General features: G+C 70.4%; 15 protein-coding genes. 10 read left to right on the top strand and 5 right to left on the bottom strand.

All coding sequences use genetic code 11. From position 1 onward, the window contains the following. Nucleotides 1-23: 23 nt before the first annotated feature. The 7 genes from KV557_RS08375 to KV557_RS08345 all read left to right on the top strand — a co-directional run bounded on the left by KV557_RS08375 (nt 24) and on the right by KV557_RS08345 (nt 9,965). Nucleotides 24-764 (top strand): hypothetical protein, encoded by a 741-nt coding sequence (locus KV557_RS08375; protein ID WP_256177081.1) that lies wholly within the window; start codon nt 24-26, stop codon nt 762-764. Between the two features lie 97 nt (nt 765-861). Next, nucleotides 862-2,418 carry a bifunctional lysylphosphatidylglycerol synthetase/lysine--tRNA ligase LysX gene (gene lysX / locus KV557_RS08370; RefSeq protein ID WP_218199110.1) on the top strand — a complete coding sequence of 519 codons (1,557 nt, stop codon included), beginning with the start codon at nt 862-864 and terminating at the stop codon, nt 2,416-2,418. A gap of 274 nt (nt 2,419-2,692) precedes the next feature. After that, nucleotides 2,693-3,130: a BlaI/MecI/CopY family transcriptional regulator gene (locus tag KV557_RS08365; RefSeq protein WP_218199109.1), complete on the top strand. Its 438-nt coding sequence runs from the start codon at nt 2,693-2,695 to the stop codon at nt 3,128-3,130. 9 nt (nt 3,131-3,139) lie between these two features. Then, nucleotides 3,140-3,676 carry an amino-acid N-acetyltransferase gene (locus KV557_RS08360; protein ID WP_218199108.1) on the top strand — a complete coding sequence of 179 codons (537 nt, stop codon included), beginning with the start codon at nt 3,140-3,142 and terminating at the stop codon, nt 3,674-3,676. Between the two features lie 91 nt (nt 3,677-3,767). After that, entirely contained in the window at nt 3,768-4,118 is a 351-nt protein-coding gene (locus KV557_RS08355) for a histone-like nucleoid-structuring protein Lsr2 (RefSeq protein ID WP_218199107.1), read from the top strand. 693 nt (nt 4,119-4,811) lie between these two features. Continuing rightward, on the top strand, nt 4,812-7,331 hold the full coding sequence (locus KV557_RS08350) for an ATP-dependent Clp protease ATP-binding subunit (protein ID WP_218199106.1): 2,520 nt from the start codon (nt 4,812-4,814) through the stop codon (nt 7,329-7,331). A 273-nt stretch (nt 7,332-7,604) separates the two neighbouring features. After that, the gene (locus KV557_RS08345; protein ID WP_256177080.1) at nt 7,605-9,965 is read left to right on the top strand and encodes an immune inhibitor A domain-containing protein; all 2,361 of its coding nucleotides are present in this window, start codon (nt 7,605-7,607) and stop codon (nt 9,963-9,965) included. A 127-nt stretch (nt 9,966-10,092) separates the two neighbouring features. On the opposite strand, the gene KV557_RS08340 is transcribed toward KV557_RS08345, so the two are convergent. After that, nucleotides 10,093-11,262, bottom strand: a complete 1,170-nt coding sequence (locus KV557_RS08340; RefSeq protein ID WP_218199104.1) for a threonine aldolase family protein — start codon at nt 11,260-11,262, stop codon at nt 10,093-10,095. A gap of 368 nt (nt 11,263-11,630) precedes the next feature. On the opposite strand from KV557_RS08340, the gene KV557_RS08335 reads away from it, so the two are divergent. Then, nucleotides 11,631-12,371, top strand: coding sequence for a M23 family metallopeptidase (locus KV557_RS08335; RefSeq protein ID WP_218199103.1), 741 nt, complete (start codon nt 11,631-11,633; stop codon nt 12,369-12,371). Nucleotides 12,372-12,413: 42 nt separating this feature from the next. On the opposite strand, the gene KV557_RS08330 is transcribed toward KV557_RS08335, so the two are convergent. Next, entirely contained in the window at nt 12,414-13,061 is a 648-nt protein-coding gene (locus tag KV557_RS08330; protein ID WP_218199102.1) for a TetR/AcrR family transcriptional regulator, read from the bottom strand. 217 nt (nt 13,062-13,278) lie between these two features. On the opposite strand from KV557_RS08330, the gene KV557_RS08325 reads away from it, so the two are divergent. Further along, entirely contained in the window at nt 13,279-14,874 is a 1,596-nt protein-coding gene (locus KV557_RS08325; RefSeq protein WP_218199101.1) for an MDR family MFS transporter, read from the top strand. 87 nt (nt 14,875-14,961) lie between these two features. Here the strand turns inward: KV557_RS08325 and KV557_RS08320 are convergent, their stop codons facing one another. Then, nucleotides 14,962-15,906: an A/G-specific adenine glycosylase gene (locus tag KV557_RS08320; RefSeq protein WP_218199100.1), complete on the bottom strand. Its 945-nt coding sequence runs from the start codon at nt 15,904-15,906 to the stop codon at nt 14,962-14,964. Nucleotides 15,907-16,100: 194 nt separating this feature from the next. Here KV557_RS08320 and KV557_RS08315 point away from each other — a divergent pair, with 194 nt between their 5' ends. After that, nucleotides 16,101-17,006 carry a hypothetical protein gene (locus tag KV557_RS08315; RefSeq protein WP_218199099.1) on the top strand — a complete coding sequence of 302 codons (906 nt, stop codon included), beginning with the start codon at nt 16,101-16,103 and terminating at the stop codon, nt 17,004-17,006. A gap of 152 nt (nt 17,007-17,158) precedes the next feature. Here KV557_RS08315 and disA read toward each other — a convergent pair whose 3' ends face one another. Together disA and radA are read right to left on the bottom strand one after the other, a co-directional pair. Then, a complete protein-coding gene (gene disA, locus KV557_RS08310) occupies nt 17,159-18,217 on the bottom strand; it encodes a DNA integrity scanning diadenylate cyclase DisA (RefSeq protein ID WP_218199157.1) in 1,059 nt (352 codons plus the stop codon). Nucleotides 18,218-18,419: 202 nt separating this feature from the next. Then, nucleotides 18,420-19,919 (bottom strand): DNA repair protein RadA, encoded by a 1,500-nt coding sequence (gene radA / locus KV557_RS08305; RefSeq protein ID WP_218199098.1) that lies wholly within the window; start codon nt 19,917-19,919, stop codon nt 18,420-18,422. Nucleotides 19,920-20,101: the final 182 nt, after the last annotated feature.

Genomic DNA, 20,101 nt, shown 5'->3' with positions numbered 1-20,101 from the left:
TATTCCTCACGTAGTGTCAGCCCATGCCTACGCCACACGGATCGCGCGGCGGCATGGCCTTCAGCGCCGACGAAGTCCGCGTGCTGCGCCGCGCCCTCGCCCAAGCCCTGCACCCCGCCGTCCCCGTCCATCTCCAGGGCCCCGACCGGCCGGTCTTCGCCGGCCCGGGCGCCGAGTTGTGGGCCGAGGACGTCCAGGACGCGCTGCGTCTGACCGAGGCGATCAACGAGGCCGTCCAGGAGGGCGGCCGGCTGCGCGCCTTCCTGCTCGCCGACCTCGGCCGCTACCGGGCCGCGCTGCCCGGCAGCGCCGGCGGCTACCTGGAACGCCTGGAGGAGGCCGTGACCGACGGCTACCTGCCCGGCCCCGAGGACCTCACCGCGCTGCGCGGGCTCACCCGGCAGCCCTGCGGCCAGCACGAGCGCTCCCGCCGCTCCCGGCTGGCCGGCCGCTGCCACGCGCTCGCCGAGGCCGCCGTCCGCGAACGGCTGGCCCTCACCACGGGGCAGCCGCGCCACCTGGTGGCCGTACCGAACCCCGCCGCACCCCCGAGCAGTCCCCCCACCCCCCTTGGAGGACGGATCCCGATGAGCAGCACCGACTCCCCCGCCGAGCAGCCCGCCGCTCCCCAGACGCCGCCCCGCCCGGACCGGATGCCCACGCCGGCCGAGCTCTTCGGCCGCCGCCCCAAGCCCCCCACCCGCCCGGCTCCGCCCGCCACGCCGGCCCCCGAGGACATCGAACTCGCCACCGGCACCGGCTGAGCCGTACGCACCCCTGTGGGGAGACCGTCGACACGGCGGTCTCCCCACACGTTTATCCCGTGGCGGAGCATGGTGTGAGGCTGGCTACCCTTGTGGGGTGAGCGATCAGAGCCTTATTCCCGCGACCGACGACCTTCCCGAGCAGATGCGCGTCCGGCGCGAGAAGCTGGACCGGCTCCGGGCGGCCGGTGTCGACCCGTACCCGGTCGGCTTCCCCCGCACCAGCACCATCGCCGACCTGCGTGCCAAGCACCCCGACCTGGAGCCCGACACCGCGACCGGTGAGCGGGTCGGCATCACCGGCCGGGTGATCCTTTCCCGTACCGGCGGCAAGCTCTGCTTCGCCACCCTGCGCGACGGCAGCGGCGACCTCCAGGTGATGTTCTCCCTGGACAAGCTGGGCGAGGAGCGGCTGGCGGCCTGGAAGTCGGACATCGACCTCGGCGACCAGGTCGGCGTCGAGGGCGAGGTGATCACCTCCCGGCGCGGCGAGCTGTCGGTGATGGTGGACCGCTGGGAGCTCACCGCCAAGTGCCTGCGCCCGCTGCCGGACAAGCACAAGGGCCTGACCGACCCGGAGGCCCGGGTCCGCCAGCGGTACGTCGACCTGATCGTCAACCCCGAGGCCCGCGAGATCCTGCACCTGCGCAGCAAGGTGGTCCGCTCGATCCGCCGCACCTACGAGGACCGCGGCTACATCGAGGTCGAGACCCCGATGCTGCAGCCGGTGCACGGCGGCGCCAACGCGCGCCCGTTCAGGACGCACATCAACGCGTACGACATCGACCTCTACATGCGGATCGCCCCCGAGCTGTACCTCAAGCGGCTCGTGGTCGGCGGCGCGGAGAAGGTCTTCGAGATCAACCGCAACTTCCGCAACGAGGGTGCGGACTCCACCCACAACCCGGAGTTCACCTCGCTGGAGTCGTACGAGGCGTACGGCGACTACAACACCCAGGCCGAGCTGATCCGCGAGACGATCATCAACGCGGCCCGGGACGCGCTGGGCACCACCGTGATCAAGGGCCTGGACCCGCACGGCGTCGAGCACGAGATCGACCTGGCCGAGCCGTGGGAGGAGGTCAGCGTCTACCCGGGCATCTCCGCCCACCTGGGCGTCGAGGTCACCCCGGAGACCAGCGTCGAGGAGCTGCGCAAGCTGGCCTTCGAGCACAGCATCCCGTTCGAGAAGAGCTGGGGCCACGGGCAGATCGTGCTGGAGATGGTCGAGCGCCTCCTGGAGGAGAACGCCGTCCGGCCGACCTTCATCAAGGACTACCCGACCGAGGTCTCCCCGCTGACCCGCCAGCACCGCTCGGTGGCGGGCGTGGCCGAGAAGTGGGACCTGGTGATCTTCGGTACCGAGATCGGCACCGCCTACTCCGAGCTGGTCGACCCGGTCGAGCAGCGCGCCCGGCTGACCTCGCAGTCCCTGCTCGCGGCCGGCGGTGACGTCGAGGCGATGCAGCTCGACGAGGACTTCCTGCGGGCCCTGGAGTACGCGATGCCGCCGACCGGTGGCCTCGGCCTCGGGGTGGACCGCCTGATCATGCTGCTGACCGGCAAGAACATCCGGGAGACCGTGCTCTTCCCGCTGGTGAAGCCGGAGCCGAAGGCATCCGCCGCCGCGGCGGAGAAGACCGAGGAGGAGTGACCTGATGGACTACGTCAGCGCGATCGTCCCGCCGCTGGTCATGGCAATCGGTTTCGGTTTCCTGGTGCGGGCCATCGTCCGCAGCCAGGGCGGGGCCCAGAAGGCCAAGGAAGACCTGGACTGACCTTGGGCTGACCCTGGACCGACCCGCGGCCGACGCCGTCGGCCCGCCCGCAGCACCGCGCGCCGCCATTCCCGATTCCGGGGGTGGCGGCGCGCCGGTTTGGCGCACTTCACAAGATTTGCCCCATTCACTCCCTATCCTGGCCGCACTATGGTCCGGCAACTCGGCGAACTTGAGAACGCCATCATGACCCGGGTGTGGCGCTGGAACCGACCGGTGACGGTTCGCGAGGTTCTCCAGGATCTGCAGTCGGAACGCGAAATCGCGTACACCACGGTGATGACCGTCCTGGACAAGCTGCACAGAAAGGGCTGGTTGCGCCGTGAGCGCGCCGGCCGGGCCTATCGATATGAACCGGTCTCGTCCCGCGAGGCGTACACCGCGGCTCTGATGAACGATGCGTGGGCCACCAGTGACAATCCGGCGGCGGCACTGGTGCACTTCTTCGGCCTGATGTCGCCCGAGCAGCGCGAGGCGCTCCGGGACGCGTTGCGGGTGGCCGCTCTGTTCCCGCCCGATCCGGCCGCCGCGGATTCCGCGGCGGGCGGGACGGATACCGAGGAGACCCCGCCGGGCGCGGCACGATAACGTCCCGCCATGGAGGTCACCATCCGCCGCGCACGGACCACGGACGTGCGGGCAGTACGCAGGCTCATCGACGCCTACTCGCGTGACGGCATTCTGCTCGACAAGCCCACCGTCACACTGTTCGAATCCGTCCAGGAGTTCTGGGTCGCGGAACGCGACGACAACGGCTCGGTGGTGGCCTGCGGCGCGCTGCACGTGATGTGGGAGGATCTCGCCGAGGTCCGCACACTCGCCGTGGATCCGGTCTGCCGGGGGTTCGGGGTCGGGCATCTGCTGCTGGAGAAGCTGCTGCAGACGGCACGCTGGCTCGGCGTCCGTCGGATTTTCTGCTTGACGTTCGAGGTGCCGTTCTTCGCGAAACACGGTTTCGTCGAGATCGGTGAGCTTCAGGAAACCGATGATGGTACGACAGACCCGGCGGCGATCGCTACGGATGTCTATGAAGAACTTCTCCGCTCGTACGATGAAGGTGTCGCGGAGTTCCTGGACCTGGAGCGGGTGAAGCCCAACACACTGGGCAACTCGCGCATGCTGCTGCACCTCTGAGCGGCTCCGCGTCGGTCAGGGGTTTGTGTTTTCCGCGGAAAGGCGCTTTCCTTTCCTTAGGCAATGGGTCGTTTAGCGGAAAGGGAAGCCCGTGGCACAGAGGGTGCAGGTCATTCTTGAAGACGATCTCGACGGCGGTTCGGCGGACGAGACGGTGACGTTCGCGCTCGACGGCGTTGCCTACGAGATCGACCTGAAGAGCGTCAACGCGGACAAGCTGCGCGGTCTGCTGGCCCCGTACGTGGAGAAGGGCCGCAAGCAGAGCGGCCGGCTGGCGGGCGCCCGTCGCCCGGGCCGCGGCGCCGCTCCGCGTCCGTCCGGCAGCGCCCCGGACACCGCCAAGATCCGTGCGTGGGCCAAGGAGCAGGGCCTGGAGGTCAACGACCGCGGCCGGGTGCCCAGCACCGTCCGCGAGGCCTACGACAAGGCCAACGCGTCCTGACCCCGGCGTCGCCGGACCGCCGGAGCGGGTGCGGGGCCCCGGCGGCCGCGTCGGGCGTCGACGGCACACGCGCGGGGCGCGGAGGAGGCTCCTCCGCGCCCCGCGGTGCGCGCCGGGCCCGGTGGGGGAACGTCCGAAAGGGATGTCCGGTTCGTAGTCCGGGCTGCAGTCCGGGCCGTCGTCCGCGGGGCAGACTCGGGCGGCGGAACAATCACAAGCTGTGCAACGCTGTAGGAGCGAAGCGGTAACGCGGACAGCACCGGGCGGCGTATCGGCCGCGGTGGCCGCGGCGAACACCGCTGAACCACCGTCACCGCGAGCCGGACTTCTCGCCAGGCGAACACCGTCACCGCGGAAACTGCGCGAGAACCGCCCCGATACCGGGTATGAATGCTGGTGGGCGGGTTCTTGACCCGTCCAGGGGCAGTATGCGTGACCGGCCGGAGACGGAGCGGCTCCGCCCCGGCGGCTCTTGTTCGCCGATGGCGTAGCGGAATCCGGTGCATCCGGCCCACCTGTGGGAACACCGATTCCCAGCATCAGGTTGGGATTGGTGTCGGCTGGTCGCGCAGCATCTCGCTCCCGTACCGGGGAGTGAATCCGTGGGCCGCGCCGCTGAGCGGGACTAGCATGCGGAAGGACAGGGCGGGGACCGACCCCGAACTGCCCGACCGCTCTGAGGAGCGATAAACGATGTTCGAGAGGTTCACCGACCGCGCGCGGCGGGTTGTCGTCCTGGCTCAGGAAGAGGCCCGGATGCTCAACCACAACTACATCGGCACCGAGCACATCCTCCTGGGTCTGATCCACGAGGGCGAGGGCGTCGCCGCTAAGGCCCTGGAGAGCCTCGGGATTTCTCTTGAGGCCGTACGCCAGCAGGTCGAGGAGATCATCGGCCAGGGCCAGCAGGCCCCGTCCGGTCACATTCCCTTCACCCCCCGGGCGAAGAAGGTCCTGGAGCTGTCGCTCCGGGAGGCCCTGCAGCTCGGCCACAACTACATCGGCACCGAGCACATCCTGCTCGGCCTGATCCGCGAGGGCGAGGGCGTCGCCGCCCAGGTCCTGGTCAAGCTGGGTGCCGACCTGAACCGGGTGCGCCAGCAGGTCATCCAGCTCCTCTCCGGCTACCAGACCGGTGGCGGCAAGGAGTCGGCCACGGCCGGCGGGCCCGCCGAGGGCACCCCGTCGACCTCGCTGGTCCTGGACCAGTTCGGCCGCAACCTCACCCAGGCCGCCCGCGAGGCCAAGCTCGACCCGGTCATCGGGCGCGAGAAGGAGATCGAGCGGGTCATGCAGGTGCTGTCCCGCCGCACCAAGAACAACCCGGTCCTGATCGGTGAGCCGGGCGTCGGCAAGACCGCCGTGGTCGAGGGCCTGGCCCAGGCGATCGTCAAGGGCGAGGTCCCGGAGACGCTCAAGGACAAGCAGCTCTACACGCTGGACCTGGGCGCCCTGGTGGCCGGCTCGCGCTACCGCGGTGACTTCGAGGAGCGCCTGAAGAAGGTGCTCAAGGAGATCCGCACCCGCGGCGACATCATCCTGTTCATCGACGAGCTGCACACCCTGGTCGGCGCGGGCGCCGCCGAGGGCGCCATCGACGCCGCCAGCATCCTCAAGCCGATGCTGGCCCGCGGCGAGCTGCAGACCATCGGTGCGACCACCCTGGACGAGTACCGCAAGCACCTGGAGAAGGACGCCGCGCTGGAGCGCCGCTTCCAGCCGATCCAGGTCGCCGAGCCGTCGCTGCCGCACACCATCGAGATCCTCAAGGGTCTGCGCGACCGCTACGAGGCCCACCACCGGGTCTCCATCACGGACGCCGCGCTGGTGGCCGCCGCCACCCTGGCCGACCGCTACATCTCGGACCGCTTCCTGCCGGACAAGGCGATCGACCTGATCGACGAGGCCGGTTCCCGGATGCGCATCCGCCGGATGACCGCGCCGCCGGACCTTCGCGAGTTCGACGAGAAGATCGCCGACGTGCGCCGCGAGAAGGAAAGCGCGATCGACGCGCAGGACTTCGAGAAGGCCGCGTCCCTGCGCGACGACGAGAAGCAGCTCCTGCAGGCCAAGGCCAAGCGCGAGAAGGAGTGGAAGGCCGGCGACATGGACGTCGTCGCGGAGGTGGACGAGGAGCTCATCGCCGAGGTCCTGGCCACCGCCACCGGCATCCCGGTCTTCAAGCTGACCGAGGAGGAGTCCTCCCGCCTGCTGCGCATGGAGGACGAGCTGCACAAGCGCGTCATCGGCCAGAAGGACGCCATCAAGGCGCTCTCCCAGGCCATCCGGCGCACCCGTGCCGGCCTCAAGGACCCGAAGCGCCCCGGCGGCTCGTTCATCTTCGCCGGTCCGTCCGGTGTCGGTAAGACCGAGCTGTCCAAGACGCTCGCCGAGTTCCTCTTCGGCGACGAGGACGCGCTGATCTCGCTCGACATGTCCGAGTTCTCGGAGAAGCACACCGTCTCCCGGCTCTTCGGCTCCCCGCCCGGATACGTGGGCTACGAGGAGGGCGGCCAGCTCACCGAGAAGGTGCGCCGCAAGCCGTTCTCGGTCGTCCTCTTCGACGAGGTCGAGAAGGCCCACCCGGACATCTTCAACTCGCTGCTGCAGATCCTGGAGGACGGTCGCCTGACCGACTCCCAGGGCCGCGTGGTGGACTTCAAGAACACCGTCATCATCATGACGACCAACCTCGGCACCCGGGACATCTCCAAGGGCTTCAACCTGGGCTTCGCGGCCACGGGTGACACCCAGACCGGGTACGAGCGGATGAAGGCGAAGGTCGGCGAGGAGCTCAAGCAGCACTTCCGCCCCGAGTTCCTGAACCGCGTCGACGACATCGTGGTGTTCCACCAGCTGACCGAGGACGACATCATCCAGATCGTCGACCTGATGATCGACAAGGTGGACTCCCGCCTCAAGGACCGCGACATGGGCCTGGAACTCAGCGTCGAGGCCAAGAAGCTGCTGGCCAAGCGCGGCTACGACCCGATCCTGGGTGCCCGTCCGCTGCGCCGCACCATCCAGCGCGAGATCGAGGACCACCTCTCCGAGAAGATCCTCTTCGGCGAGCTGCGGGCCGGCCACATCGTGGTCGTGGGTGTCGAGGGCGAGGGCAAGGAAGCCAAGTTCACCTTCCGTGGCGAGGAGAAGTCCGCCGTCGCGGACACTCCGGCCGCCGTTGCCTCGTCGGGCCCGGACCTGACGAAGTAGCAACATTTAACAGATAACAGCAAGCGGGCTGAGCCCCCGGCGAGTTTCGCCGGGGGCTCAGCCCGTTCTGCATGCCCGGACAGGGCCCCGGACATGGCGTTTCACACGGTTCGTCAGCTGACAGAAAGTTGGCGAGGATAGCGCCGTGGCCATGTCACGGTCAAGGTCTATCTTTTCCGTCTGCGCTTCGGTCAAATGACGTCCACCTGTCTTTCATATTGGTTTACCGGGCCTTGGCCAAGGGTCGGCCCGGTCGGGGAGGACGTCACAACCTTGAAGACGACCAGGAGAACCGCTGCGATCACCACCGCCGCAGCGGTCATAGTCACGCTCGGCGTGGGCCTGTTCCCGGGCACCGCCGTCGCCGACTCGGCTCCCGCGCCGAAGGACCCGGCCGACGCCGTCCAGTCCGTCAATGTCGAACACAACCTGCCGGGCCCGCTGACCGAGAAGGTGGAGGCCGAGCAGAAGGTCGCCACCGAGCAGCTGCTCGCCGGCACCGCCCAGATCGAGCAGCACAACGGCAGTTCCAGCATCAAGCTGGGCAAGGACAAGTACGTGGAGCTCGCCCGCGAGCGCACGGACAAGATCTTCACCATCCTGGTCGACTTCGGCGATCAGGTGGACAACACCACCAAGACGCCCGACGGCAAGATCCAGTACGGCGGCGAGCCCGGCCCGAAGCACAACGAGATCGAGAAGCCGGACCGCGCCACCAACAACTCAACCGCCTGGCAGGCCGACTACAACCAGCAGCACTACCAGGACCTGTACTTCGCCAAGGACAAGCCCTCGCTGAAGACCTACTACGAGAAGCAGTCCTCGGGCCGCTACTCGGTCGACGGCGTGGTCTCCGACTGGGTGCGGGTGCCGTGGAACGAGGCCCGGTACGGCTCCGACTACTGCGGCTCCAACATCTGCGCCAGCGCCCAGGACCTGATCCGCGACGCCGTGGACATCTGGTACAAGGACCAGCTGGCCAAGGGCCGGACCAAGGAGCAGATCAAGGCCACCCTGGCCGAGTACGACAAGTGGGACCGCTACGGTTCGCACCACGACGGGAACTTCAACCAGCCCGACGGGTACATCGACCACTTCCAGATCGTGCACGCCGGTGAGGACAAGTCGGCCGGTGGCGGCAAGCAGGGCAACAAGGCGCTGTGGGCCCACCGTTCGTACGTCTACGGCAACCTGAACGGCCAGGCCGGCCCGGACGCCAACAAGCTCGGCGGCGTCCAGGTCGGTGACACCGGCTTCTGGATCGGCGACTACACCATGCAGCCGGAGAACGGCGGCCTCGGCGTCTTCGCCCACGAGTACGGCCACGACCTCGGTCTGCCGGACCTCTACGACACCGCCGGCGGCGGCAAGGGCATCGACAACTCGGTCGGCTTCTGGTCGATCATGTCCTCCGGCTCCTGGCTCGGCGAGGGCAAGGACAGCATCGGCGACATGCCGGACGACTTCGACGCCTGGAGCAAGCTCAAGCTCGGGTGGCTGAAGTTCGACAAGGCCAAGGCCGGCACCGAGTCGACCCACCACATCGGCCCGGCGGAGTACAACAGCAAGCTCCCGCAGGCCCTGGTCGTCGATCTGCCGAAGAAGACCGTCACCACCGAGATCAACAAGCCCTTCTCGGGCAAGTACGAATGGTGGAGCGGCAGCGCCGACAACCTGAACGTCACGCTCACCCGCGACCTCGACCTGACCGGCAAGAAGTCCGCGAGCCTCAAGGCCAAGGGCTGGTACGAGCTGGAGCAGGACTTCGACTACGCCTGGGCCGAGGTCTCCACCGACGGCGGCAAGAACTGGACCGTCCTGGACGGCACCTGGAACGGCAAGCCGATCGCCAAGGACGCCAGTGGTCGCGCCGCCCTGACCGGTCTCACCGCCGCCTGGGGCGACCTGGAGTACCCGCTCGACGCCTACGCCGGCAAGGCCGTCAAGGTCCGCTTCCACAACACCACCGACCCGGGCCTGCACTACCGCGGCTTCGCGCTCGACGACATCTCGGTGACCGCCGACGGCGCCGTCGTCTTCAGCGACGACGTCGAGAACGGTGACAACGGCTGGGTGGCCGACGGCTTCACCCGCTTCACCGGCACGTACTCGAAGGACTACCCGCAGTACTACATCGCGGAGAACCGCCAGTACGTCTCGTTCGACCAGACCCTGCAGACCGGCCCGTACAACTTCGGCTGGAGCAACTCCAAGCCGAACTGGGTCGAGCACTACGCGTACCAGCCCGGCCTGCTGATCTGGTACTGGGACGAGTCGCAGACCGACAACAACGTCAGCGCCCACGCCGGTTCGGGCCTGATCCTGCCGATCGACTCGCACCCGGGCCCGCTCAAGTGGTCCGACGGCACGCTGATGCGTCCGCGCATGCAGGGCTTCGACTCGACCTTCGGCTCGCGCCGGGTGCCCGCGCTGACCCTGCACAAGAACGGTGTGGAGACGGTCATCCCGAAGTCGAAGGGTGTCGACGAGTTCTCCGACCTGAAGGAGTACTGGAACGAGGAGAACAAGTACAGCAGCGTGAAGGTCCCGAAGACCGGTACCAGCATCGAGGTCGAGAACGAGTCCTCGAACTACCTGGAGACCTGGATCCGGGTCCGCCCGGTCGACAACTGATCACGCCGAGGACGGCGATCGGCCTGTGACCAGGCAGCTCTGACGCAGTCCGTCCGGCCCGTCCCCGCAGGCGCGGGGGCGGGCCGGATGCTTTGCCGGACTGTTTTGTCGTCAGACTGTTTTGTCGTCAGACTGTCTGCTTAGGCAGGCGGTCGAGGAAGGCCGCGACCGCCTCTGCGATCTCGGCCGGGGTCCAGTCCAGCGCCTCGGACGCCACCGTGACCTCGGTCATCGCCAGGCCCGGCAGCCCGTGCTCGCGCCAGCTGCCGAACAGGCCCACCTTGGTGTCCTCGGCCAGGCCCAGCCCGGCCTCCTCCAGCTCGGCGGGCGGGTGCGGCAGCCAGAGCTGGAACTGGTGGGTGTGCGGCGGGGCGGGGTGGACCCGGGCGCCGGGTACGGCGGCGACGGCTGCGGCCAGCGCGCCGGAGACCGTCCGGGCATGCGTCACGTACCCTTCCAGGCGCGGGAGTTCACGGTCCAGGCCGGTCAGCGCGGCGAGCGCGAACGGCCACTGCTGGAACAGCTGGCCGCCGTACCGGTGCCGCCAGGCCTTGGCCGTCCGCACGAAGCCCACCGGGCCGGCGAGTGCGGCGCCGCTGATCCCCCCGAGGGTCTTGTAGAAGGAGACGTACACCGAGTCGGCCAGCGCGGAGATCTCCGGCAGCGAGCGGCCGAGGTGGAACACCGACTCCCAGATCCGGGCGCCGTCCAGGTGCAGCGCGGCGCCGTGCTCCTCCCGCACAACGGCGGCGACGGCCGCCAGGTCCGCCCAGTCCGGCAGCACGAACCCGGCCTCGCGCAGCGGCAGTTCCAGGATCATCGCGGCGTACGGCTCGTCGAAGGAGCGCAGCTCGTCGACGGTGGGCAGACGCGGGGCGATGGTCGGCCAGACGCTGCGCAGGCCGGTCAGCACACCGAGCGCGTGCCGCTCGTGCTGGTCGGTGTGGCCGAGCGGGTGGGTCGCGACGGTGCGCACGCCGGCCGCCTCCGCGTGGATGCGCGCCGCGACCTGCTGGGCCATCGTGCCGGTGGGGAAGAAGGCCGCGTCCTCGGTGCCGAGCAGGTCGGCGACCCGGCGTTCCAGGGTGCGGACCACGCCGTCGCCGTACTGGTCGGGGCGGCGGTCGAGGTCGTAGACGTCCTCGCCGTCCCGGGCCAGGCCGGCGAGGCGTTCGCGCAGGCTCTGCGGCCGGCTGCCGGAGAGCAGTCGTTCGCAGCCGCGCTGGGCGGCGAAGCGGCGGTCCGGGAGGCTCGGGCGGCCGGTGCCGACGGAGTCGTCGCTGCTGTTGGCATACATGCCTCGATGGTCCCGCAGCCGGGCCGCCAGGTCAGCGGTGCGGACGGGGCCAGTGTGCGCGGGCGTGCGCTGGTGTGCCGAACCTCGGCGGCGCATGGTGCTGGTCACGCGGCTCCGGCCCGGTACGACCGCCAGTAGTAGGCGGCGCGGCAGGCGACGGGAGCTGCGCAAGCCGTGGTCAGACGATCGGATCTCATGATCGTTACTCCGTCGGCTTGAATCTCCGGCGCAACACCGACTACACGCCGTAGTACGTCACACCGTTTGGGAGGCGGCTCGGTGACGGTTGAGCCTGAGTGGTCCCCCGCTCAGCACGCGCCCGAACGGGCCCTTCGTGCTGCCCTCGTACGACTGTGATTGGGCTAGCGATGTCCTCTGTACCGCCCGTGGGGCCGGCTCTGCTCCTGGCCGGAGCGCTGCTGGTGGCCACGCCCGGCAGTGCCTCGGCGCAGACGGTCGTACCGACCACCCCCGGCAGCTCGGCCTTCACCGCCCCGCAGGCCGCGGTGCCCGTCCCGGGCATGCTCCAGGTGGCCGGGCCGAGCCCGTACCGGCTCGCGGACGACAACGAGTCGGCGCAGGGGGACGTGGCGGTGGCTGCCAACCTGCTGCCCTCCGAGCCGCCGGCCGGCCCGGCGCCGGCCGCGGAGGCCGCCCCCGAGCCCGCGCCCGCGCCCGAGCCCGCGCCCGCCCCGGCGCCCGAGTGGTCCGCCCCGGTGCCGGGCGCGCCGACCAGCAATCCGTACGGGGTGGCCAACTCCGAGTACGCGGCGGGCTATCACACGGGGGTGGACTTCGCGATCGCCCTGGGCACGCCGCTGCTGGCGGTCGGGAACGCGACCGTGGTGTCGGCCGGGTGGGACGGCGCGTACGGCAAGGAGGTCGTGCTGCGGCTGGCGGACGGGCGCTTCGCGCAGTACGCGCACCTGTCCGCGGTGGCGGTGTCGCCGGGCGAGCAGGTCTCGGCGGCGGAGCAGATCGGGCGGTCCGGGAGCACGGGCAACTCGACCGGGCCGCATCTGCACTTCGAGATCCGCACCAGCAACCGCTACGGCGCGGTGATCAACCCGATCGCGTACCTCTCGGCGCACGGCGTCACCGGGTGCTGAGCAAGAAAGGACGGGGTGGTCCGCGCCGCCCCTTCCCGTTGCTCAGGCCGTTGCTGAGGACCGGGCGGGGATCAGGGCGCCGATCTCCAGCGCAACCTCCTGGGCCGCCGCCATGGCTTCCTCGATGGTGGCCGCCCGGGGCGACTCGCACCACAGGTGGTCGAGGTGCTCGGGGCCGCGGTCCTCGTCCTCGGAGGCGTCCTGGTTGAGCAGGAACATCGCCGAGTTGATGGTGAAGAGCGACATCGCGGCGCGCAGCCGGTCCTGGAAGCTCGCGTCCGGCCCGTGCACCAGCCGGACCATCGCGATCATGCGCGCCTTGAACTCCAGCCCGGCCGGGGACTCGCGCAGCGCGGGCTGGTTCTCGTGGAAGAAGCGCAGCAGCGGCGCCCGCTCGGACATCCCGGCGGCGAACCGGCGGATCAGTTCGTCGCGCACCTCCGGGGACCAGGGCTGCGTCCGGCCCCACTCGATGGTCTCGTCGATCGGCGCGGCCATGCTCTCGACGATGCCGTGGACGATGTCGTCCTTGGTCTTGAAGTGGTAGTAGAGGGCGGCCTTGGTGACACCCAGGCGGTCGGCGATCTCCCGCAGCGAGGTCTGCTCGTAGCCCTGCTCGGCGAACAGCTCCAGGGAGACCGCGATGATGCGAGCCCGGGTGTCGCTGCGGGGGCTGTGCGTCGTGCCCATGGCCTGCCTCATGACTACGTCGGTGACTGCTGCGGACGCCGGTGGCGTCCGCCCCGGGCACATTGTCGCTGCCCAGGCGGTCGGTCGAGAAACTGGCTTGACGACCGGCTAGTGGACAACTTACCGTGCCGACGGTCCACAAACTAGCCGGGCGACAAGTAAGTAGCCGCTTGCAGGCCGACGATCGTCCGAAATCCAGTCCGGGAGACACCACCCCATGTCACAGTCCAAGACCGCCGGCCCGGTACCGGAGGACAAGAAGGCCGAGGAGGAGCAGCAGGCGCGGTCACCCCGCGAAATCCGCCTCGTGATGATCGGCCTGGTCGTCACCATGCTCCTCGCCATGCTCGACAACCTGATCGTCGGCACCGCGATGCCGACCATCGTCGGCGACCTCGGCGGAGCCGAGCACCTGTCCTGGGTGGTGACCTCGTACACCCTGGCCACCGCCGCCTCCACCCCGATCTGGGGCAAGCTCGGCGACCTCTACGGCCGCAAGGGCACCTTCCTCACCTCGATCGTGATCTTCCTGGTGGGCTCGGCGCTGTCCGGCCTCTCGCAGAACATGAACGAGCTGATCGGCTTCCGCGCCCTCCAGGGCCTGGGCGCCGGCGGTCTGATGGTCGGCGTCATGTCGATCATGGGCGCGCTGGTTCCGCCCCGCGACCGCGGCAAGTACCAGGGCATGTTCGCCGCGGTGATGGCGCTCGCCACCATCGGCGGCCCGCTGGTCGGCGGCTTCATCACCGACCACCTGAGCTGGCACTGGACCTTCTACATCAACCTGCCGCTCGGCGTGATCGCGCTCGCCGTGGTCGTCGTCACCCTGAAGCTGCCGAAGGTCCGCAACAACGCCCGGATCGACTACCTGGGCGCGATCCTGCTCACCACCGGCATCACCTCGCTCGTCCTGATCACCACCTGGGGCGGCCAGCAGTACGCCTGGGGCTCCAAGCAGATCCTCGGCCTGGCCGCGCTGGCCGCCGCGTCGCTGATCGCCTTCTGCTACGTGGAGCAGCGGGTCGAGGAGCCGATGCTGCCGCTCAGCCTGTTCAAGAACCTGAACTTCACGCTGGTCTCGATCATCGGCTTCGTCGTCGGCTTCGTGATGTTCGGCTCGACGGTCTTCCTGCCGCTGTTCCAGCAGATCGTGCAGGGCGCCTCGGCCACCAACTCCGGCCTGCTGCTGATGCCGATGATGTTCGGCATGCTGATCGTCTCGCTGGTGGTCGGCCAGGCGGTCACAAAGACCGGCAAGTACCGGATCTTCCCGATCATCGGCACGGTCGTGATGGGCGGCGGCATGCTGCTGCTCTCCACCATGGACACCGAGACCACGAGCTTCGTCTCGGCCTGCTGGATGATCGTGCTGGGCGCCGGCATGGGCTTCCTGATGCAGATCACCATGCTGGTCGCGCAGAACAGCGTGGAGCTCAAGGACATGGGTGTGGCCAGTTCCACCGCCACCCTGTTCCGCACCATCGGCGGTTCCTTCGGTGTGGCGCTGTTCGGCGCCCTGTTCAACAACCGGGTGACCGAGACCATGAAGGAGCGGGGCGGCGACCACCCGGCGGCCGGTGGCATGAAGAACCCGGGCCAGATGAGCCCGGCCGAGCTGCGGAAGCTGGACCCAGGCATCCAGGACGCCTACCACCACGCGGTGGCCAACGGCATGCACACCGTCTTCCTGTGGGGTGCGGCGGTGGCCGTGATCGCGATCGCCGCGGCGGTGTTCATGCGCGAGGTGCCGCTGCGCGGTGCCGGCAAGCAGGAGCAGCCGGCCGAGGCCTCGCTGGAGGCGGCGGCCATCTGACGGCCCCTGTTGCGTGCGACGCCCCCCGGAAGAGTTCTTCCGGGGGGCGTCCTCGTTCGTGGCGGCTTACTGCGGGATTGTCGAGGCTTACTGCGGGAGCCGGTAGACGCCCTGTTCGACGGGCTCGACCAGGCCGTCCGCCACCAGGCCGTCCAGGGCCCGGGCCCGCTGCACCGCGTCCGGCCAGACCACGTCCAGCCGGGCCTGCTCCACCGAGCCGTGCGCCTCGCGCAGCACCGCGAGCAGCTTGCCGCGCACCTGCCGGTCCGTCCCCTCGTAGGACTGGCCACGCCGGGCCGGGCCCTCGTACGGCGGGCGGCCGGCCCGCTGCCAGGCGCAGTGGGTGAACAGCGGGCAGTCGCCGCACTCCGGGCTGCGGGCGGTGCACACCAGCGCGCCCAGCTCCATCACGCCGACCGCCCAGGTGGCGGCGGTCTCGGCGTCGTCGGGCAGCAGCGCGGTGGCCGTCCGGCGCTCGGCCGCCGTGGTGGCCTGGGCCGGGTACTCGACGCCGGACACCGCGCGGGCGAAGACCCGGCGGACGTTGGTGTCCAGCACCACGTGCCGCTGGCGGAAGGCGAAGGAGGCGACGGCGGCTGCCGTGTACTCCCCCACCCCGGGCAGCGAGAGCAGCGTGGCGTGGTCGTCCGGCACGTCGCCGCCATGCTGCTCGGTGATCGCCACCGCCGTCGCGTGCAGTCGCAGCGCGCGCCGCGGGTAGCCGAGCCGGCCCCACATCCGGACCGCCTCGCCGGGGGGCTCGGCCGCGAGGTCGGCCGGGGTCGGCCAGCGCTCCAGCCACGCCTCCCAGGCGGGCAGCACCCGCTTCACCGGGGTCTGCTGGAGCATGAACTCGCTCACCATGACCGCCCAGGGCGACGCGTCGGGCGTCCGCCAGGGGAGGTCGCGCTTGCCGGCCTCGTACCAGTCGAGGACGGTGGTGTGCAGGGCGGGCAACGGCAGGGACAGGCCCAGCAAGGGGGCGGGACCTGCGGGGGAAAGAGGGGCGGTGGCGGCGGTGATGGAAGTCATGGCCCTTCGATCCTCCCACGCTCGCGAACCCGGTCGAAGTGGACCTGAGAATTCCGGATATCCGCCGGAAATCTCCCGGAAGACGCGGCGGTCGAGCTCCCTCGAACGGATCAAATGGCGGATCATGTGAAGGAAGGGGCGACTGTGCGGTGTTGGTGCGTCAAGCGACACACACAGTCTCGTAGAGTTTGGGCGTGCCCTCTCTGCGTCAACCCGTGGGACCGCTGCCGGCCTCGATCTACTGGCGTCGGCGCGTCGTCGTGCTCGCCGCCATCGCCGCGGTCATCGCCCTGATCGCCTGGCTGATGTCCGGTCAGGGCGGCGGTGACAACGGACCACAGAGCAAGACCGCGCAGGCCGCGCCGCCCCAGAGCCAGACACCCGCTCAGGCCATCACGCCCGGCGCCTCGCCGAGCGGCCCCGCGGCGCCCCCCGGCGGCGGCAGCACCGGCGGCTCCGGCGGCGCGACGGGCGGTGCCGCGAACGGCGGCCCGGTCGCCGGTTCCGGCGGCGGCGAGGTCAGCCTCAGCACCGGCGGCAGCAACGGCGGCGCGCCCAACCCGGCTCCCGCCACCGGCGGTGCGGCGGCGGGCGGCGCGGCCGGCGGCGGCACCGGTGGGACCGGCGGCTCCGGAGGCTCCGGAGGCACCGGCGGCGGCGCTCCCGCGGTGAACACGCCCGAGGTGATGGCGCTGCCGGTCTGCGCCTCCTCGCAGGTGGCCCTGGAGCTCGCCAGCGCGCAGAACTCGTACCAGCCCAAGGACAAGCCGCGGCTGGCCCTGACGGTGAGGAACTCCGGCGCCAACTGCCGGGTGGACCTGGGCCGGGCGGCCTCCGCGATCACCGTGAACGCCAGCAACGGCGACCGGGTCTGGTCCTCCGGCGACTGCCCCGCCGACCGGGGCAGCAGCTGGCTGCAGATCCCCGCGAGCGGCAGCCAGATCGAGACCTTCACCTGGGACCGCAGCCGCAGCAAGCCGCAGTGCGCCACCGCCGACCCGGCGTCCCCGGCGAACGGCACCTACGTGGTGCTGGCCGAGCTCACCGGCCTCTCCGGTGACAAGGTCTCGGCGCGCACCTCGATCCGCCTGGACAACTGACCGCGCGTCACCGGACGTCCCCCGAAGCCCCGACCGCTGCGTGCGGCGGGGCTTCGGTGCTGTCCGGGCACTTCGATGCTGTCCGGGCACCGATGCGCCGCGGCCCCTGGGGAAGCGGGCGTTTCCCCAGGGGCCGCGGCGGGCGTACGGCGTCAGACGTAGCGCTCCAGGATGGACGATTCGGCAAGGCGGGACAGGCCCTCGCGGACCGAGCGGGCCCGCGTCTCGCCGACGCCCTCGACCGTCTGCAGGTCGTCGATGCTGGCGGCGAGCAGCTTCTGCAGCCCGCCGAAGTGCTCGACCAGCCGCTCTATCACCGTGTTGGGCAGCCGCGGGATCTTCGCCAGCAGCCGGTAGCCGCGCGGCGAGACCGCGGCGTCCAGCGACTCCGGCGAGCCCGAGTAGCCGAGCGCCTTGGCGACCGTCTGCAGGTCGAGCAGCTCGGCGTGGGTGAGCGCCTCCAGGTCGGCCAGCACCTCGGTGACCGTCCGGCCCTTCTTGGCGGCCCGCTCCGGGAAGTAGTCCCGGGCGACCAGCTCGCGCTCCGGCTCCACACCCGCGATCAGCTCGTCCAGCTGGAGCGAGAGCAGACGGCCGTCGATGCCGAGCTCCAGCACGTAGCCCGCGATCTCGGTGGCGATCAGCCGGACCATCTCCAGGCGCTGGGCGACGGCGGTGACGTCCCGGACCGTCACCAGGTCCTCGATCTCCAGCGCGGACAGCGTGCCGGCGACCTCGTCCAGGCGGAGCTTGTAGCGCTCCAGGGTGGCCAGCGCCTGGTTGGCGCGGGAGAGGACGGTGGTGGAGTCCTCCAGCACCCGGCGGGTGCCGTTGACGTACATCGCGATCAGCCGCATCGAGTGCGAGACCGCCACCACCGGGTAGCCGGTCTGCCGGTTGACCCGCTCGGCGGTGCGGTGGCGGGTGCCGGTCTCGTCGGTGGGGATGGTCGAGTCCGGCATCAGGTGCACGCCGGCCCGGACGATCTTGGTGATGTCCTTGTCCAGCACCACCGCGCCGTCCAGCTTGCACAGCTCGCGCAGCCGGGTCGCGGTGAACTCGACGTCCAGGACGAAGCCGCCGGTGCAGATCGACTCGACGTGCCTGTCGAAGCCGAGCACGATCAGACCGCCGGTGTTGGCCCGCAGGACCCGCTCCAGGCCGTCACGCAGCCCCGTGCCGGGCGCGATGGCACTGAGGGAGGCCCGCAGCAGGGCCTCCTCACGGGAGGACTTGTCCGCCCCCCGGTCGCTGGCTGCCACGTGACTCCTCCGGTCGACCCCGTACCGCGCGCCTCGCGCCGTGCGCCGGCCTACGGTCTGTTGCTCTGTCGCTCAGTACCGCTCGGTACTCGCCTTATCGCCAATGAGACAGGGGAAAGTCTAACTGCGTGCGGCGGAGACAGGGCTTGGGTCAGCGCAGTTCGTCGGAGTCGAGCGGCTCCCAGCCGTCCATCAGCTCCTCCGGGTAGGCGGCGACCCGGGGCTCGCGCGGGGCCGGCGGCGCCGACGGTGCCTCACCACGCGGCCTGGTGGCGGCCCGGCGGCGACCCGGGATGGCCCGCAGCGCCTCGCCGATGTCGGCCACCTCGACCACCTTCATGCCCGGCGGCACCTTGCCCGGGTCCGGCGGGACGAGGGCGTGCGTGAAGCCCAGCCGGTGCGCCTCGGCGAGCCGCCGCTGCACACCTGTCACCCGCCGCACCTCACCGGCCAGGCCGACCTCGCCGATGGCCACCAGGTTGCTCGGCAGCGGGGTGTCGGAGGAGGAGCTGGCCACCGCGAGCGCGACCGCGAGGTCCGCGGACGGCTCACTGAGCTTCACCCCGCCGACCGTCGCGGTGTAGATGTCCTGCTTGCCGAGCTTCACCCCGCCGTGCCGCTCGACCACCGCCAGGATCATCGCGATCCGCGGCGACTCCAGGCCCGAGGTCGTCCGGCGCGGCGACGGGATCTGCGAATCCACCATCAGCGCCTGCACCTCGGCCACCAGCGGACGCTTGCCCTCCAGGGTGACGGTGAGGCAGGTACCCGGGACGGGCTTGTCACGCCGGGTCAGGAAGAGGCCGGACGGGTCGGCCAGGCCGGCGATACCCTCGTCGTGCAGCTCGAAGCAGCCCACCTCGTCGGTGGCGCCGTAGCGGTTCTTGATCCCGCGGATGAGTCGCAGTCGGGCGTGCCGGTCGCCCTCGAAGCTCAGCACCACGTCCACCAGGTGCTCCAGCAGGCGCGGTCCTGCGATCTGGCCGTCCTTGGTGACGTGGCCGACCAGCAGGGTGGCCATGCCGCGCTCCTTGGACGCGCGGATCAGCGCGTTCGCCACCTCGCGGACCTGGGCCGGGCCGCCGGGGGCGCCGTCCAGCTCGGCGGAGGCGATGGTCTGCACCGAGTCGAGGATCAGGAGGCCGGGATTGACCGCCTCGATGTGGCCGAGCACGGCGCCGAGGTCGGACTCGGCGGCGAGGTAGAGGTGCTCGGAGAGGGCGTTGATCCGGTCGGCGCGCAGCCGGACCTGGCCGGCCGACTCCTCGCCGGTGACGTAGAGCGTGCGGTGCCGGTCGGTGGCGGCCTTGGCGGCGACGTCCAGCAGGAGGGTGGACTTGCCGACGCCGGGCTCGCCGGCCAGCAGGACCACGGCCCCGGGGACCAGGCCGCCGCCGAGCACCCGGTCCAGCTCCGGGACGCCCGTCGACCGGGCCGTCGCTACCTGGCCGTCCACCTCGGCGATCGGGCGGGCGGGCGCGCTGACCGGGCCGGCCGCGGTGGTCCGGATCGGCACCGCGCCGTACTCCTCGACCGTGCCCCAGGCGTTGCACTCGGGGCAGCGCCCGACCCACTTGGGCAGCTGGTTGCCGCACTCGGTGCAGCGGTACGCCGGGCGCGGCTTGGCGGTGGTCTTGGTACGGGCAGCCATGCGGCCCACCGTAGCGCCTGGGTCCGACAACGACGGGACACGCGGGGAGCCCGGGTCCGACAACGGCGGGACGCGCGGGGAGGCCGGGCCATCCACACAAGTGGGCGATGTTGTTACCCGAAAGAAGTACATGCGCTGGGAATGGCCGGGGCGCGCCGACCGCCGTCTCTACCGTCGGACGG

This window comes from Kitasatospora aureofaciens (genome assembly GCF_019192735.1).
Classification (GTDB): Bacteria; Actinomycetota; Actinomycetes; order Streptomycetales; family Streptomycetaceae; genus Kitasatospora; species Kitasatospora aureofaciens_A.
This window is presented reverse-complemented; position numbering and strand designations above follow the sequence as displayed.